Genomic DNA, 16,526 nt, shown 5'->3' with positions numbered 1-16,526 from the left:
GGCGCGGCCCGGCTCACTCGTCGTCGATCATCGGGTAGACGACGCCGGCAGCGGCGGCCCCGGCGGCGGGCGCCAGCACGAACAGCCAGATCTGCTTGAGGAAGCCCCAGTCGCCGCCGAGCCCGGCGAACACCGCCTGGCTGATCGAGCGGGCCGGGTTCACCGAGGTGTTGGTGACCGGGATGCTGATCAGGTGGATCAGCGCCAGGCCCAGGCCGATCGCCAGCGGCGCGAACCCGGCCGGCGCGCGCTTGGACGTGGCGCCGAGGATGATGACCAGGAAGAAGAACGTCATCACCGCCTCGGTCACCAGCGCCGCGAGCAGCTTGAAGTTGTCGGGGCTGTGGTCGCCGAAGCCGTTGGCCGCGAAGCCGCCGAGCTTGCCGCCGAGGTGGGTGCTGTCGCCGCCGGACTTGACGATCAGCGCGATCACGCCGGCGCCGACCAGCGCGCCGGCGATCTGCGCCGCGATGTACGGGCCCAGGTCCTTGCCGTCGAAGCGCTTGGCCATGAACAGCCCGACCGACACCGCCGGGTTGAGGTGACATCCGGAGATGTGGCCGATGGCGTAGGCCATGGTCACGACCGTCAGGCCGAAGGCCAGGGCGATGCCGACCAGGCCGACGCCCTGGCCGGCCAGGATCGCCGTGCCGCAGCCGCCGATCACCAACCAGGCAGTTCCGAGCGCTTCCGCCGCGAGCTTCTTGCCAAGTGACATGGGTGCCTCCTGCGGGTTGATCCGCGGGCGCGAGAATAGGTCGTACGCCGCGCGTCCAGAGGGATCGGCGCGCTCAGCTACCCCACGGCTCGCCGAGGCGCAGCCTGGGCGCTACCCGAACGGTCGCGGCTCAGCGCAGCCCGCCGTTGCGGTTCGTGCAGGCCGAGACGCCGTCGATGGTCGTGGTCGCGCGGGCGCACGCGGTGTCGAGCTTGCCCTCCATGCACGTCGCCTGGCACGTCGCCAGATCCGACGCGCGCGAGGCCTGGGCCTTGGCCTTGAGCTCGGCCATCATCGCCGCCATCGCCTCGGCGCCGGGCTGGGCGGCGCTGCGATCGAGGTCCTGCATGGCCAGGTCGAGCATGTGCGCGCACGCGGCCTGACAGTCCGCGGCCGCGGGCTTCGGCGCCGCGCCCTTGCCGCAGCCGGCCACGAGCAAGGCCGCGATCGCGAGTCGGCGGGGGAGGTGCGCCATGCCGCGACGGTACACCACCGCCGCGCAGACCTGCACGGCGCTACCCGCGGGCGGTGGCCGCGCGCGCCGCGCTACCCGCGGGCGGTGGCCGCGCGCGCCGCGCTACCCGCGGGCGGTGGCCGCGACCGCGGCCCGCACCGCGGCCAGGGCCTCGGGCAGCTTGGTCGCGTCCTTGCCGCCGCCCTGGGCCAGGTCGGGCTTGCCGCCGCCCTTGCCGCCGAGGATCTCGGCGGCGATCGCCAGGAGCTTGCCGGCGTGGAACCGGTCGAGCAGGTCCTTGGTCACCATCGCGACCAGCATGACCTTGTCGGCGCTGACGCCGGCCAGCACCAGCACGCCCGAGCCGAGCTTGTCGCGCAGCTTGTCGCCGGTCTCGCGCAGCACCTTGACGTCGTCGACGTCGAGCGCCGCCGCCAGCACCTTGACGCCGGCGACGTCGACCGCCTCGGCGACGAGATCGCGGCCGCCGCCGCCCGAGGCCAGCTTGGCCTTGAGCTTGTCGAGCTCCTTCTCGAGCGCCTTGGCCGAGGCCAGGGCCTTGTCGAGCTTGTCGCCGACCTCGAACATCGGGGCCTTGAGCCGGTCGCCGGCCCGGCCCAGCTCGGCCTCGAGCCGGCGCAGGTAGTCGAGCGCGCCGACGCCGGTGACCGCCTCGATCCGGCGCACGCCCTGGGCGACGCCGGCCTCGCTGAGGATCTTCAAGAGGCCGATGTCGCCGGCGCGGCCGACGTGGGTGCCGCCGCAGAACTCGAGCGAGTCGGCGCCGATGCGCACGATGCGCACGGTGTCGCCGTACTTCTCGCCGAACATCGCGACCGCGCCGCGCTGCTTGGCCTGGGCGATCGGCAGGACCTCGATCGTCGAGTCGCGGTTGCGCCGGATCTCGGCGTTGACGAGGTCCTCGACCTCGCGCACCTGGGCGTCGGTCATCGGGGCGAAGTGCGCGAAGTCGAAGCGCAGGCGGTCGGGCGCGACCAGCGAGCCCTTCTGCGCGACGTGCTCGCCCAGCACGGTCTTGAGCGCGTGGTTGAGCAGGTGGGTGGCCGAGTGGTTGGCGCGGATGCGCGCGCGCCGGTCGTCGTCGACGGCGGCGGTCACCGGGTCGCCGACCGCGACGGCGCCGGCCACGACCTCGCCGTGGTGGACGAACAGGTCGGGCACCGGCTTCTCGGTGCGGTCGACCCGCACCTGGCCGCCGGCGGTGGTCAGCGTGCCGGCGTCGCCGATCTGACCGCCGCTCTCGCCGTAGAACGGCGTGCGGTCGAGCACGACCTCGACCTGGGCGCCGATCGACGCGCGCTCGACCCGCTCGCCGTCGACCAGGAGCGCGCGCACCGCGCCCGCGCCGTCGGTGGCGTCGTAGCCGACGAACGTCGTGGCGCCCAGCTCGGTCGCCAGCTGGTGGTAGGCGGCGCCGACGCCGCCCTGGCCCGAGCCGCCGAACCCCGATCGCCGGCGGGCGTCCTCGAGCTCCGCCTTGAAGCCAGCGCGATCGACCGTGAAGCCGCGCTCCTCGGCGATGATCTCGGTCAGGTCGGTCGGGAAGCCGTGGGTGTCGTAGAGCGTGAACGTGACCTTGCCCGCGACCGTGGTCTCGCCGGCCGCGCGCATGCGCGCGAACTCGTCCTCGAGCAGGCCCAGGCCCTGGTCGAGGGTCTTGCGGAACCGGCGCTCCTCGCTCAGCGCCACCTGCTCGATCGTGGCGGCCCGCTCGCGCAGCTCGGGGTAGACGTCGGCCATCTCGGCCACCACCCGGGCGCAGACCGTGTGCATGAACGGCTGCTCGATGCCGAGGCGCTTGCCGTGGCGGACCGCGCGCCGGAAGATCCGCCGGAGCACGTACTCGCGGTTGGTCTTGTCGGGGAACACGCCGTCGGCGATCAGGAACGTCGCGGCCCGGGCGTGGTCGGCGATCACCCGCAAGGACGTGTCCTGGTCGGGGTCGGCGCCGTAGCGGACGCCGGCCAGCTCGGCGGCGGTGGCCAGGATGCCGGTGAACAGGTCGGTGTCGTAGTTGGACTTCACGCCCTGCAGCACCGACGCCATGCGCTCGAGCCCGGCGCCGGTGTCGATCGACGGCGCCGGCAAGGGCGTCAGCGGGCCGTCGGCGACCTTGCTCTCGAACTGCATGAACACCAGGTTCCAGATCTCGAGCCAGCCCGACCACGTCGCCGGGTCGGTGGTCGGCCAGACCCCGGGCGCGCCGTCCATGTTGTAGTGGATCTCCGAGCACGGGCCGCACGGCCCGACGTCGCCGGCCGACCAGAAGTTGTCCTTCTTGCCCAGGCCGATGATGCGCTCGTCGCCGAACCCGGTGACCCGCTTCCAGATGGCGCGGGCCTCGTCGTCGGCGCCGAGCTTGCCCTCGCCGCCGAACACCGTGATCACCAGGCGGTCGGGATCGATCTTGTAGACGTCGGTGAGCAGCTCCCAGGCCCAGGCGATCGCGTCGTCCTTGAAGTAGTCGCCGAACGAGAAGTTGCCGAGCATCTCGAAGAACGTGTGGTGGCGCGGGGTCTTGCCGACCTCGTCGAGATCGTTCTGCTTGCCGCCGGCCCGCACGCACTTCTGGCTGGTCGTGGCCCGGGTGTAGCCAGGGTCCTCCTTGCCGGTGAACACGTCCTTGAACTGGACCATGCCGGCCACGGTGAACAGCAGCGTCGGATCGTTGGCGGGCACCAGCGCGCTCGAGGCCACGCGCGCGTGACCGCGGGCGGCGAAGAAGTCGAGGAACGCGGAGCGAACAGCGGCGGCCTTCATGACCGGCGGAACCTAGCAAAGATTCCAGGTCCGGAGCGGCCGCCGGGCGGTGCCGGACCGCGAAGCTGGCGTCGGGCGGCCGCCGTGAGTAGAGTCCGCCGCATGAAGCTCCCGCTCGTCTGCCTCGCCCTGGTCACCGCCGCCGCGTGCGGCTCGAAGTCCAAGCCCGGCGTCGACACCCCGACGCCGACCGACCTGGCCTGGAAGGACATGAACGCCGATCAGCGCCACGCGTTCATGAAGGAGACGGTCCTGCCGACGATGAAGGCGAAGTTCGTCGAGTTCGACGCCGCGGACTTCGGCGAGATGAACTGCAAGACCTGCCACGGCGCCGGCGCCGAGGACGGGTCGTTCGAGATGCCCAACCCCGACATCAAGCCGCTCGACTTCGCCAACATGGACAAGCTCGACGAGCACGAGCAGAAGGTCGCGGGCTGGATGCACGACGTGGTCGTGCCCGAGATGGCGCACCTGCTCGGCGAGGAGCCCTACGATCCCGCGACGCAGCAGGGCTTCGGCTGCACCGGCTGCCACACGGTCGCGACCTCGAAGTAGTCAGCGCCGCCGACGCCGCAGCGCCAGCGCCGCGGCGAGCCCGCCGAGCGCGATCGAGCTGGGCGCGGGCCCGCCGGTCGAGCAGCAGCCGCCGGCGTCGTCCTCGACCGGGCAGGCCTCGGCCAGGCCCGAGCCGCACGGGATGCCGGCGGGGACGTTGGCGTGGATCCAGTCGAGGTAGGCGTCGACGCGGGTGTCGATGCCGCCGTTGTCGCACTGGTTGCTCTGGTAGCTGCGCGACACCACGCCGACCACCCGCTCGCCGCCGCCGATCGTCGTCAGGGCCGGGCCGCCGGAGTCGCCGTGGCAGTTCTGCGGGTCGGCGCCGCCGCGCGAGACCCGCATCTCGGCGGCGGCCAGCTCGCGGATCGCGGTGGTCGCGTCGTACATGACGCCGACCACCGGGTTGGTGTCGGCGATCTGGCCGTAGCCGACGATCGTCAGGTCGGTGTCGACGGCCAGCGCCGTCGCCTCGTCGGGCGTCGGCATCTTGATCGGCGCCACGTCCGTGACCGGCGCGCCGAGGAACACCAGGCCGATGTCGAAGAACTGCGCGAGCCCGCCGCCGATGGCGGCGTTGATGTCGAACTGTGGGTGGCGGAGCGTGTGGTCGACCGGGTGCTGGGTCGGCGTGCCCGACAGGGTGTCGTGGGCGAGGGTGAACGCCGCCGGCTTGGGGACGCCGGTGAGCTGCGGGTCGAGGCAGTGGGCCGCGGTCAGGACCACGTCGGGCGCGATCAGCGTGCCGGTGCAGCCGGCGCCGATCTGGCCGCCTCCGAAATCGTAGAGCAGGGCGCCGACGCCAGGGAAGGCGCCGTCGGCGGTGCGGCTCCCGCCGATGACCGGCAGGGCGCGGTCGTCGACCGCGGGCGTCTCGACGCAGGCGGCGACGAGCGGGGCGGCGAGGGCGAGGGCGAGGGCGGTGGGGACGAGGGCGGAGCTGGAGGAGCGCACGCCCCGACGGTCGCCCGGCGCCGGGGGCGACGCAAGCTGGGCGGCCCGGGGCCGCCCGCCTTCGGTGCGGTCGGTCACGGCCGCCGCGGTCAGAACTGGTAGGCGGCGCCGGCGGAGCCGCCGAAGTACGTGTCGCGGGCGCCGGACACGTCGATCGTGCCAGGCTGGCCGTCGCGGTTGTTGGTCAGGGCGCCGTTGCCCTTGAACGCGTAGCCGATCGTCGCCAGGCCGGCCATCGCCCGCACGACGATCTTGGGCGCGACCCGGTAGTCGACGGCGATCGACAGGTCGACGCCGGTCACGGTCGAGGCGCCGTACTGATCGGGCGACTGCATCTCGCCGGTGTCGGTGATGAGCAGGAACCGCGCGTCCCCCGACAGCGCCGCCTTGGGCCCGAGCACGTAGTGGATGCCCAGGCCGGGGTCGACGTAGGAGTAGTCGGTGTTGGGGATGTCGACCGCGTCCATCGGCGCGCCGGCCTTGTCGATCACGAACTTGCGCTTGTTGTAGCGGACCGACGCGTCGATCGTGAGGGTCGGGGACAGCGGGTGCCGGTAGATCACGCCGAACGCGAGGTGCTGCTCGACGGTCGGCAAGGTGTAGGTCATCGCCGGGGTCTTGAGCTCGCTCGAGATCTTGAGCGCGCGATCGAACAGCCCGGTCACGCCGAGGTTGCGCGTGAACGAGCGGTTCTTCTTGTCGAAGGCCAGCGGGAAGACGTCCGCGGTGATGCGGAGGCCCGGCACCGGCGCGCCGCTGTAGCCCTGCGGCGCGTTCTGCACCAGGTTGGTCGTGAACCCGAGCTTGCGGCCGGTGAACGACAACCCGGCGGCGATGTCCGCGGCCGGGCGCGGATCGGGGGCGCGGTCGTCGTCCTCGCCGTCGTCGCGGTCGTCGCGGTCGCGGCGGCGGTCGCGGTCGTCGTCGTCGTCGTCGTCGCGGTCGTCGCGCATCGCGACCCGGTCGTCATCATCATCATCATCCGTCGTCGCGGTCGCGGTCGCGGTCGCGGTCGCCGCTATCGTCATCGTCATCGTCATCGTCGGTGGGCTTGCCCTTGCCCGTCGCCTTGCCCTTGCCCTTGCTGCTCGCGCGACGGTCGTCGTCGTCGTCGTCGTCGATGTCATCGTTGTCGGTGCGCTTGCCCTTGCCCGTCGCCTTGCCCTTGCCCTTGCCGGTGGGCTTGGCCTTGCCGGTGGTCCGGCGGTCGTCGTCCGCGTCGTCGTCGTCGTCGCGGCTCCCGCGGCCCCAGCCCGGGTGATCGTCATCGTCATCATCGTCGTCGTCGTCGTCGTCGTCGTCGTCCGCGAGCTTGCCCTTGCCCTTGCCGGTGGGCTTGCCCTGCCGGTCGAGCGGCGGTCGTCGTCGTCCGCGTCGTCGTCGTCGTCGTCGCGTCGCCGCGCCCGAGCGCCGGCAGGTCGTCGATCACCGGCAGCAGGCTGTCGTCGATGGTCTCGCGGCCGTCCGCGCCCAGCCCGGGCGAGCGCTCGATCACCTCGGGCGAGGCCAGGACCTTGCCCGACGCGCCGGCCCGGAGCTTGAGGTGCAGGTAGTAGCGCGAGCCGCGCTTCTCGGTCTTGCCGACGATCACGCCGTCGACGTTGAGCTTGGCGGCGATGCGCTTGACGTTGGCGTCGGTGACCTTGGTGGCGCCGAGATCGTCGGCGGCGTCCTCCCACTTGCTGCGCGGGACCACCGAGTGCTTCTTCTTCAGGATCTTCTCGAGATCGCGCTGGAACTCCTCGGCCTTGGGGCCGGTGAACTCGAGCACGACGACGCGCTTGCGCGCGTGGGCGACGCCGGGCCACGCGATCACCAGCGCGGCGACCGCGGCGATCAGCGCCGCCAGGGCGGTCCTACTTGCCGAACCGATCGATCGCGAACTCGTCATTGGCTCCTCCGGTGGCGTCGACGGTGTTGCCGCCGGTCGTGCCGCCCGAGACGCCCCGGAACAGGAGCGCGAAGTCGGACGGGCTGCTCGAGTGTTTGACCGCTTCCTCGTACGTCACCAGCCGCTGCTTGACCAGCTCGGCCAGGCTCTGGTCGAACGTCACCATGCCGTAGGGGTGGAGCCCCTGGGCGATGGCGTCGCGGATCTCGCGGGTGCGCATCGGATCCTCGATCAGCTCGCGGACCCGCTCGGTGTTGACCAGGATCTCGAGCGCCGGGACCATGCCCTTGCCGTCGGCCCGCGGCAGCAAGCGTTGCGAGATCACGCCGCGCAGGACCGACGCCAGGGTCAGCCGCGCCTGGCCCTGCTGGTGGGCGGGGTACATCGAGATGATCCGGTTGACCGTCTCGGTGGCGTCGGAGGTGTGCAGCGTCGACAGCACCAGGTGACCGGTCTCGGCCGCGGTCATCGCGATCGACGCGGTCTCGGTGTCGCGCATCTCGCCGACCAGCACCACGTCGGGATCCTGGCGCAGGGCGGCGCGCAGGGCCCGCCCGAACGACTGGGTGTCGAACCCGATCTCGCGCTGGTTCACGACCGAGCGCTTGTCGCGGAACGTGTACTCGATCGGGTCCTCGATCGTGACGATGTGGTAGGCGTTCTGGGTGTTGATGTAGTCGACCATCGCCGCCAGCGTGGTCGACTTGCCCGAGCCGGTGACCCCGGTCACCAGGATGACCCCGCGCGAGTGCTCGGTCAGGTCGAGCACGGTCTTGGGCAGGTTGAGCCGATCGAACGGCGGCACCTCCGGCGGGATCAGGCGCAGCACCATGCCGACCGAGCCGCGCTGCTGGAACACGTTGGCGCGGTAGCGGACCCCGTCGGGGGTGCCGTAGGCGAGGTCGAGATCGAGCTGCTCCTCGAACACGGCGCGCTGCTTGTCGCTCATCATGTGCGCGGCGAACCCGGCGATCGCCTCACGGGTCAGGGCCGGCACGTCACGGACGGTGCGCAGCTCGCCCTTGATGCGAAAGATGGGCGGCAGCCCGGCCTTCAGGTGGACATCCGAAGCACCGAGCTGGCGCGCGGCGTTCAGCACCCGGTCGAGGATCTGGCTCATCGCGTCTGGGCAGCGTAACACGGCCCATCGCGATCGGTCCGGCGGACCGCGACACGCGGTGCGGTGCGTGGCGCGTCGCGGGCTTCCGCGATACCCTGTCGCGGCATGTTCTGCCCGGGCTGTGGTGCCGCCAATGTCGACGGCGCGAAGTTCTGCGGCGCCTGTGGCGCGCGGATCGAGGCGGCGGTCCCGGTCAGCGGCGGCCGGGCGCCGGCGGCCTCGGCGACCACGCCGACCGTGGCGCGGATGCCCGCGGCGCCGGTCCGGTACGAGCCCAGCGGGGCCAGCCTGGCGCCGGTGCCGGCCTCGGGACGCGGCGCCCGGCTCGCCCTGGTGCTGGGCCTCGACCTCGGGCTGGTGGTCGCCGGGGTCGCGCTGTGGACCCAACCGGCCAAGGCGCCGGCGACGACGACCGCGCAGGGCGGCTCGGACTCGGTCGCGACGGGGAGCGGCGGCGCCAGCGGCGATGTCGACGCGCCGACGGTCGGTGGTGGTTCGAGCACCGGCGGGGGCGGCCACGGCGGCGGCAACACGGGGGGCGGTGGCAACCCCACCAGCACGGGCGTCGGCGGCACCGGCGGCGGCAGCACAGCCAGCACGGGCAGCGGCAGCGGCAGCCCTGGCGGTGGCAGCAGCGGAAGCGGCAGCACCGGCGACGCCATCGACGCTCGCTCGATCGACGACCGGCTCACCGACGCGCCCGCGGCGCCGACGCCTCCGGCGCCTGACGCTGCGACGCCGGTGGTCGCGCCCGCCCTCGACGCCGCGCCCGCGGCCCCCCCGCCGCTGATCGACGCCGCGAGCGTGACGCCGCCGCCGATCGACGCCGCGGCCAGCGACGAGGTCGGGGCCAACCAGATCCAGGCCGAGTTCACCCACCTGGCGGTCACCTCCGAGTCGCGCTTCGGGCGCTGCTACCAGACCGCGACCAAGGCCTTGCCGGACGACCAGCCGCTGGTCGGGGAAGTGGACATCGCGCTGTCGGTCATGCCTACTGGACAGACCGACAACGTGCGGATCCAAGGCAACACTACCGGCTCCCAGACCCTGGCGGACTGCGCCCTCGGCGTGGTGCGCTCGTGGACCTTCTCCCCTCATGACGGCGCTGGACCGCTGCAGTTCTCCCGCGTCTTCAGGTTCGGACCGGCCCAGTGACCACGCGGCGCGATCTGTCGGGCTCGCGGTCGGCCACGCCGACCCGTGATCTGGTCGGGGCCCAGGTGCTCGTCGTCGACGGCGACGAGCGCATCCACGCCGGGGTCACCGACCTGCTGACCGCGGCCAGCCTGCACGTCACCTGCGTCAAGGACCCCGAGGCCGCCGTCGTCGAGCTCGGCCGCCACTTCTACTCGGTGGTCCTGGTCGACCTCGACACGCCGAGCCCGGGCGCGGGCCTCGAGATCATCCGCACGGTCCGGGCGGCGTCGCCGACGTCGATGGTGATCGGCCTGACGCCGCGGCGCTCGTTCGACGACGCCGTCGCGGCGATCCGCGCCGGGGCCATCGATCTCATCCTCAAGTCGCCGGAGTCGGTCGCGTACCTGAAGGATCGGGTGCTCGACGCCGCCAGCCGCTCGGTCGGGCGGCGCGAGGTCGACACCGTGCTGGTCGACGTGCGCGCGGTCCACGAGGAGTTCCTGCAGCGGTTCATGGACGCCGAGCGGCGCGCGCTCGACGCCACCGATCGGGTCGCCGGCAAGGACCCCGGGCGCTCGCTCGAGCTCGACGCGTTCGCGGTGCTGGTCGTCGACGAGGTCGACTCGCTGGTCGACGAGCTCAAGCAGGTGGGCCTGCCCGGGTTCCGGTTCGCCCACGCGATGAGCGGCGGCGAGGCGCTCGATCGGATCTCGAGCGACAAGTTCCACTACGCGCTGATCTCCGAGGAGCTCTCGGACCTGCCGGCGTCGATGGTGATCCAGACGGTGCGCAGCCAGAGCCCCGAGACCGTGCCGCTGGCGTTCCGCGGCCCGGGCCGGGCGGCTACGTCAACCTGGTCGAGGTCGCCGGCCAGCGCCCGATCCTGCAGCCGTTCGCCGACGCGGGCGAGCTGGGCAGCCGGCTCGACGAGCTGGCCGAGGCGTTCCGCGCCAAGACCCGCGAGCGCCGCTACACCCAGAACTTCCGCGAGAAGCACTACGACTTCCTGCGGCGCTTCGTCGACATCAAGCTCAAGGTCGAGCGCGCGCTCAACGAGACCGCGGGCTAGCACCTCGGTCGGCCGCCGTGCGCGGCCGCGCGATCACATCAGCACGCCGCCGGTCGGCAGATCGCGGCGGCTCGCGTCGGGCTCGACCCCGGCGTCCCCGGCGGCCTCGGGGGCCGGCGGCTCGACCGGCAGCGCGACGCCCGGCGGCGCCAGCGGTCGCGCCGGGCCGGACGGGTTCGGGGGCGGGGCGCCGCTGCCGTCGGGGCCGGCCGCCAGGTCCGCGGCCAGGCGGCGCACGAACACGCCCCAGCGCGCCGGGTCGCTGGCGTGGCGCGGCCGCTGGGCCGCTGCGTCGTCGAAGGCCTTGGCGGCGTCGGTCAGCGTCGCCGCCGCCACCTTGACCTTGGCGGCGGCGCGCCAGTAGGTGACGTCGCCGCGGAGGCGCTCGAGCTCCTTGCGCGCGTCCCGTCGCTCGGGCGAGCGCGACAGCAGGAGCGCCTGCTCGAGCTCGGCCTCGGCCCGATCGAGATCGCCGACGTGATCGCCGCTGAGCTTGGCCGTGGCCTGCTCGGTCAGGTACTCGAGGAACCAGCCCTCGAGCTGGACCAGATCGTCGGTCTCGCGCGCGGTGCACTCGGCGCCGGGCGGGATGCCGATCGGCTTCCACGCCGGCCCGCCCAGGCGCTCGAAGCCCCAGGGCGGGAAGCTGCGGCCGCGCTCGGCGGTGATGTCCTTGGCGTGGCAGCGCAGCGCGTAGCGCTGGCTGTGGACCTGGCCCAAGACGACCATCAGCGCGATGGCCGCGGCGACCGTGCCGACGCCGGCGGCGACCAGCGGCCAGCGTCGGCGCCGGGGGCGGTCGTCGTCGTCGCGCGTGGTCGGGCGCGGGCGGTGGTGCGGCGCGGCCGGGCGCGCGGGCGCCGGCTCGGCCACGGCGGCCTGCAAGGTCGCGAGCGTCGCCGGCGGCGCCGCGGCCAGCGCCGGAGCATCGTCGTCGCCGCCGACCGGGGCCGCGTCGACGGGGGCCGCGTCGAGGGCGCCGCCGTCGACCGGCGCGGCGTCGGAGTCGGCCGGCGCACCCAAGGCCGGCGCGTCGCCGGGCGCGCCGTCGTCGGCCGGCGCCGACGGATCGGGCGGCGCGTCGCTCATGTGCCCGCGACGTACCCGATGAACGGCAGGTTGCGGTAGCGCTGGGCGACGTCGAGGCCGTAGCCGACGACGAACTTGTTGGGGATCGTGAAGCCGAGGTAGTCGATCGTGACCGGCCGCTCCGAGCGGTCGGGCTTGTGCAACAGCGAGCACAGCTTCAGGCTGGCCGGCCCGCGGGTCGCCAGGTTCGACAGCAGGTACGACAGCGTGTGGCCGGTGTCGACGATGTCCTCGACCACCAGCACGTGCTTGCCGGCGATGGGCTTGGTCAGGTCCTGGGTGATCTGGACCACGCCCGACGACGCGGTCGCGTCGCCGTAGCTGGCGACCCCGATGAACTCGACGGTGAGCGGCAGGGCCAGGTGCCGGATCAGGTCGGCCATGAACAGCACCGAGCCCTTGAGCACGCCCAGGACGACGACGTCATCGGTGGCGCCGGCGTCGACGTAGTCGGCCGTGATCGTCCGGCCCAGCTCGGCCACGCGGGCGGCGATCGCGTCGGCCGAGATCAGCTCGACGAACGGGTCCTCGGGGCGGTTCCAGGCGGGGAAGGGCGGCGGCGCCATGGCGACGATGGTAGCGCATCGGTCGGCGCCCCCGCGCGATCCACGCTAGAATCGCGCGCGGATGTCAGTGCCGCATGACCTCGAGGCTCAGCTCCGCGCCGTGGTCGCCGAGGCCCCGACCGAGATCGACGTCCCGCGCCGCCGGCGGGTCTTCTGCAACCGCAACCTGCGCATGGACCAGGTCGAGCTGATCGGCTTCGACATGGACTACACGCTGGCGCTGTACCACCAGGACAAGCTCGAGCAGCTGTCGATCGAGCTGACCCTGGGCAAGCTGTGCGACAAGCACGGCTACCCCGACGAGATCCGGGCGCTGACCTACCAGCCCGACCGCGCCATCCGCGGGCTGATGGTCGACCGCAAGCTCGGCAACGTCTTCAAGATGGATCGCCACAGCCACGTCGGGCGCTGCTTCCACGGCTTCCGGCTGCTGCGCTCGGACGAGCGTCGGGCGCTGTACCGCAACGCCAAGATCGACCTGTCGAGCGCGCGCTACGAGTGGATCGACACGCTGTTCGGGCTGCCCGAGGCGGTCATGTACCTGACCTTGATCGACTGGTTCGAGCGGCGCGCCGCGGCCGGGGGCGCCAGCGTCGACCCCGACAAGCTCTTCGGCGACATCCGGATCTCGATCGACGAGGCCCACCGCGACGACACGCTCAAGTCGGTGATCAAGGCCGACCTGGCGGCGTACATCGTCAAGGACCCCGAGCTGCCCGAGACGCTGCACAAGCTGCGCAGCTCGGGCAAGAAGCTGTTCCTGCTGACCAACTCGCTCTACGACTACACCGACGCGGTCATGCGGTTCCTGCTCGAGGGCAGCGCGCTGCCGTACCCGGGCTGGCGCCAGTACTTCGACGTGGTCATCGTCGGCGGCGCCAAGCCGGGGTTCTTCAACGAGCACCATCCGTTCGTCGCGCTCGATCCGGTCAGCGGCCGGGCCCTGCCCGGCGAGGTCAAGCACTTCGCGCGCGACAAGGTCTACCAGGGCGGCAACGTCGTCAGGTTCGAGGAGCTGACCGGCGTCCACGGCGAGAACGCGCTCTACATCGGCGATCACATCTACGGCGACATCCTGCGGCTGCGCAAGCAGCACATGTGGCGCACGGCGATGATCATCCAGGAGCTCGATCGCGAGATCGCGGTGGCCGACCGGCTCGAGAACCAGATCAACGATCTCGATCTGCTCGATCGCCGCCGCCGCAACCTCGAGTCCGAGATCGACTTCCAGGCCCTGCGCCTCAAGCGGGTCCAGCGCCTGCACGAGGACGCCCAGGCCCTGCACGCGGCCGCGGTGATCAGCCCGGGCGTGCCGCGGGTCGGCGCGGTCGCGGCCGGCGCCTCGGTCTCGGTCGGCACCGCCGGCCCCGGCCTCGCCGCGGCGGCGCTCGCCGCCAGCCAGGCCCACGCCGAGCGGGCGGCCGGGGCCAGCCCGGGCTCGTTCGGCCTGCCCGGGCCGGCGCCGGGGCAGGGCGCCGACGACAGCCGCGGTGGCGAGCTGCTGACGATCGCGCCGGACATCGTGGCCCGGCTCGACGAGCTCAAGGCCCAGATCAAGGACACCCTCGACCGCCTGCGCGACCGCGCGCGGCTCATGGCCGAGGAGGTCGAGGCGCTCGAGGACGCCACCGAGCGGGCGTACAACCCGTCGTGGGGGTCGGTGCTGCGCGAGGGCAACGAGAACTCGCGCTTCGGCGAGCAGGTCGGCGACTACGCCGACCTGTACACGTCGCGGGTGTCGAACTTCCTGTCGTACTCGCCGCTGCGCTACTTCCGCGCGCCGCGGCGGGCGATGCCGCACGATCTGTAGCGGCGCGATCGGCGGCGGCGCGCCGACGACGGCGGCCGCGGACCCGCGGTCGATGCCGCGCGGCGACTCGACCGTCGGTGGCGGCGCGATCGGCGGCGGCGCTACGACGACGGCGGCAGCGGGCCGGTCGGCATGACGCGCAGCCGGTAGCCGAAGCCGCGCCGCGACTCGACCAGGTTGCCGATGCCGGCCAGGTCGAGCGCCTTGCGCACGCGCCGCACCAGCTGTTTCAGGTGGTTCTCCGACGGCGCGTGCGTGTCCCACGGCAGATCGGCGATCAGCTGGCCGGTCGGCACGAACCCGCGCACGACCTCGGGGACGGCGGCCTCGGTCGCCATCCGCTGGGCCATCATCAGGAGCATCGCGAACTGGGTGTCGGTGAGCTGGACCCGGCGCGCGCGCACCTCGAGGTAGCCACCGCCGCCCGACGGCGCCTCGAGGAAGCGCAGCTCGACCGAGGGCATGCCCGAGAAGGTGTCGTCGTCGGGGGCGCGCGCGTCGGGCTCGAGCGCGAGCGCCGGCTGGCCGGCCTCGGGCCGCACCGTGACCGAGGCGATCTCGTCGGGCGTCGCGTCGGCGAGCTGGCCGTCGTCGCGCACGAAGTACAGCCCGACGCCGCCGAAGGTCAGGCGGTCGCCCGAGGTCAGCGCGGTCGGCTCGACCACCGGTTGATCGTTGCGGCGGGTGCCGTTGGACGACTCGCGATCGCGCACGGTCCAGGCGCCGCCGTCGTCGCGCTCGAGCTGGGCGTGCTGGCGCGACACGACCCCGTGCATGATCGCGATCCCGCGCGCGGTCGGCACCCGCCCGAGCGCGGTCGTGGCCTCGAGCCGGTGCACGCGGCCCCAGCGGTCGATCAGCGCGGCGTCGGCGGGGCGCACGGTCGTCGACAGGATCTGCTCGGCCGCGAACGCGGTCGGCGTGTCGAGGTCGTCGGCGCACGCCTCGCACAGGTTGGTCTCGGCCGGGGCTCGGCACACAACGCAGGTCCGCATCGACGGGCGCAGCATAACGCGCGGCGGCGCCGGCGCCGCACCGCGTACCCCGCTCGTCACCTCCGGGGCGCGCCGAGGTCGACCGAGTACCCCAGCACGACCCCGACCATCCGGGCGCCTTCGCGCTCGCGATAGCTGACCGCGACGAAGGTGCCGTTGCCGGACGGGAAGCCGAGGCCGTGGTAGCGCCGCCCCCAGCGCAGCCCGAGCCACGCGTCGACCTCGTCGGTCCAGGGCGCGGTGACCGCGCCGCCGGCGCGGCCCGGGGCGCCGACCAGCCAGGTGGCGCGGCCGCGGCCGATCAGCCGCAGGCGCGCGCCGAGCGGCAGCTCGAGCAGCGCGGTCACCGGGAGGTCGAGGCCGTCGTCGAGCGTGCCGACCGCGCCCGAGGCCCCGACGCCGCCGGCGACGCCGATCGCGCCGGTCGCGCCGATCCGGACCGCGACCCCGCCGAGGTACACGTCCGTCTGGTACGCGAACCCGGCCGGCACCGTCGCGCCGGCGGCGAGGTCGACCCCGACCACGTAGGCCAGGCGCCCGCCGCCGAGCAGCGCGTCGAGCCGGACCCCGGCCATCGCCACGCCGCGGCCGGCCCGCGCCGGCTGCTCGCGGTCGAGCCGGTGCGCGTAGCTGGCCTCGTAGTGCAGCCAGGCCGCGCCCCCGGGCACGCCCGGCCGGGCCGCGGCCGAGCCGGCCGTGACCGCGAGCGTCAGGGCGATCAGCGCGCCGCGGATCATCGGTCGGCGAACCCCAGCCGGCCGCCGGCCAGCGGGACGATCAACGCCGGCGGCCACAGCTCGACGCCGAACGCCAGGCCGAGCACGTGGACCTCGACGCCCTCGCGCAGGCCCAGCCGCAGGCCGAACCCCGCGGCCTCGATCTGGAAGCCCGTGCCCTCGGTGGTCCACGACGCGCCGACCCAGCCGCGCCAGTCCTTGCCGATCGCGGTCGCCGGCAGGCTGGCGTGCAGCCCGCAGCGCCGGAGCATGACGTCGCCGAAGGTGTTGCTGTTGGGGCCGGGCCAGCCGCGGTAGTCGCAGGGCGGCCAGCCACGGCGGCGCCTCGCGGGCCAGACACGCGATCGCGGCCTCGGCCTCGGCGCCGCGCCAGACCCCGTGGAGGATCGGCTCGAGGTACGGCGGGTGATCGAACGGGTCGTCCTGGGTGCCGCCGCCGCGCACCTCCCAGATCTGCCACTGGGTGGCGCCGGCCGGCCGCACCGCGAACCACGGGTGCCGGGCGATGGCCTCGATCGGGCGACCGAGGCCACCGGTGATCAGCAGCACCGTCGCCTGATCGTTGCGCGGGGCCACCAGCGGGCGCTCCCCGATCGCGCACCCGATGAGCGCGGTCACGGCGAGGCCCAGGACGACCCTCGTCCCGACCC

The 16,526-nt window shown here is 73.2% G+C and carries 15 protein-coding genes; 4 read left to right on the top strand and 11 right to left on the bottom strand.

The window, feature by feature from the left end; translation table 11 throughout:
* Window positions 1–13: 13 nt before the first annotated feature.
* The 3 genes from aqpZ to alaS form a co-directional block, all read right to left on the bottom strand.
* Window positions 14–718 (bottom strand): aquaporin Z, encoded by a 705-nt coding sequence (gene aqpZ, locus IPL61_00570; protein ID MBK9029833.1) that lies wholly within the window; start codon window positions 716–718, stop codon window positions 14–16.
* A gap of 130 nt (window positions 719–848) precedes the next feature.
* Window positions 849–1,193: a hypothetical protein gene (locus tag IPL61_00565; GenBank protein MBK9029832.1), complete on the bottom strand. Its 345-nt coding sequence runs from the start codon at window positions 1,191–1,193 to the stop codon at window positions 849–851.
* Between the two features lie 102 nt (window positions 1,194–1,295).
* Window positions 1,296–3,953, bottom strand: a complete 2,658-nt coding sequence (gene alaS / locus IPL61_00560) for an alanine--tRNA ligase (protein ID MBK9029831.1) — start codon at window positions 3,951–3,953, stop codon at window positions 1,296–1,298.
* Window positions 3,954–4,055: 102 nt separating this feature from the next.
* Here alaS and IPL61_00555 point away from each other — a divergent pair, with 102 nt between their 5' ends.
* A complete protein-coding gene (locus IPL61_00555) occupies window positions 4,056–4,508 on the top strand; it encodes a hypothetical protein (protein MBK9029830.1) in 453 nt (150 codons plus the stop codon).
* Here IPL61_00555 and IPL61_00550 read toward each other — a convergent pair whose 3' ends face one another.
* From IPL61_00550 to IPL61_00535, 4 genes are all read right to left on the bottom strand, one after another.
* Window positions 4,509–5,462: a trypsin-like serine protease gene (locus IPL61_00550; protein ID MBK9029829.1), complete on the bottom strand. Its 954-nt coding sequence runs from the start codon at window positions 5,460–5,462 to the stop codon at window positions 4,509–4,511.
* Window positions 5,463–5,551: 89 nt separating this feature from the next.
* A complete protein-coding gene (locus IPL61_00545) occupies window positions 5,552–6,490 on the bottom strand; it encodes a hypothetical protein (GenBank protein MBK9029828.1) in 939 nt (312 codons plus the stop codon).
* Between the two features lie 245 nt (window positions 6,491–6,735).
* Window positions 6,736–7,353, bottom strand: coding sequence for a hypothetical protein (locus IPL61_00540; GenBank protein MBK9029827.1), 618 nt, complete (start codon window positions 7,351–7,353; stop codon window positions 6,736–6,738).
* Window positions 7,319–8,473 carry a type IV pilus twitching motility protein PilT gene (locus tag IPL61_00535; protein ID MBK9029826.1) on the bottom strand — a complete coding sequence of 385 codons (1,155 nt, stop codon included), beginning with the start codon at window positions 8,471–8,473 and terminating at the stop codon, window positions 7,319–7,321. Before IPL61_00535 ends, IPL61_00540 begins: the two co-directional genes overlap by 35 nt.
* 105 nt (window positions 8,474–8,578) lie before the next feature.
* Here IPL61_00535 and IPL61_00530 point away from each other — a divergent pair, with 105 nt between their 5' ends.
* Window positions 8,579–9,628 (top strand): zinc-ribbon domain-containing protein, encoded by a 1,050-nt coding sequence (locus IPL61_00530; GenBank protein MBK9029825.1) that lies wholly within the window; start codon window positions 8,579–8,581, stop codon window positions 9,626–9,628.
* Window positions 9,625–11,043 carry a response regulator gene (locus IPL61_00525; protein MBK9029824.1) on the top strand — a complete coding sequence of 473 codons (1,419 nt, stop codon included), beginning with the start codon at window positions 9,625–9,627 and terminating at the stop codon, window positions 11,041–11,043. Before IPL61_00530 ends, IPL61_00525 begins: the two co-directional genes overlap by 4 nt.
* A 721-nt stretch (window positions 11,044–11,764) precedes the next feature.
* On the opposite strand, the gene hpt is transcribed toward IPL61_00525, so the two are convergent.
* Complete coding sequence (hpt, locus tag IPL61_00520; protein MBK9029823.1) at window positions 11,765–12,334, bottom strand: hypoxanthine phosphoribosyltransferase; 570 nt, start codon at window positions 12,332–12,334, stop codon at window positions 11,765–11,767.
* A 61-nt stretch (window positions 12,335–12,395) separates the two neighbouring features.
* Here hpt and IPL61_00515 point away from each other — a divergent pair, with 61 nt between their 5' ends.
* Window positions 12,396–14,144, top strand: a complete 1,749-nt coding sequence (locus tag IPL61_00515; GenBank protein ID MBK9029822.1) for an HAD-IG family 5'-nucleotidase — start codon at window positions 12,396–12,398, stop codon at window positions 14,142–14,144.
* A gap of 101 nt (window positions 14,145–14,245) precedes the next feature.
* On the opposite strand, the gene IPL61_00510 is transcribed toward IPL61_00515, so the two are convergent.
* The 3 genes from IPL61_00510 to IPL61_00500 are packed head-to-tail and all read right to left on the bottom strand — an operon-like array spanning window position 14,246 to window position 16,409.
* Window positions 14,246–15,139, bottom strand: a complete 894-nt coding sequence (locus IPL61_00510; protein ID MBK9029821.1) for an FHA domain-containing protein — start codon at window positions 15,137–15,139, stop codon at window positions 14,246–14,248.
* A gap of 56 nt (window positions 15,140–15,195) precedes the next feature.
* Window positions 15,196–15,876, bottom strand: coding sequence for a hypothetical protein (locus tag IPL61_00505; GenBank protein ID MBK9029820.1), 681 nt, complete (start codon window positions 15,874–15,876; stop codon window positions 15,196–15,198).
* Complete coding sequence (locus IPL61_00500) at window positions 15,873–16,409, bottom strand: DUF3750 domain-containing protein (GenBank protein MBK9029819.1); 537 nt, start codon at window positions 16,407–16,409, stop codon at window positions 15,873–15,875. The genes IPL61_00505 and IPL61_00500 overlap by 4 nt, the downstream gene beginning before the upstream one ends.
* Between the last annotated feature and the right edge of the window lie 117 nt (window positions 16,410–16,526).

This window comes from Myxococcales bacterium (assembly GCA_016717005.1).
Taxonomy (GTDB): domain Bacteria; phylum Myxococcota_A; class Polyangia; order Haliangiales; family Haliangiaceae; genus UBA2376.
Note: the sequence above shows the minus strand (reverse complement) of the source record. Positions and strands in the feature narration are given on the sequence as shown.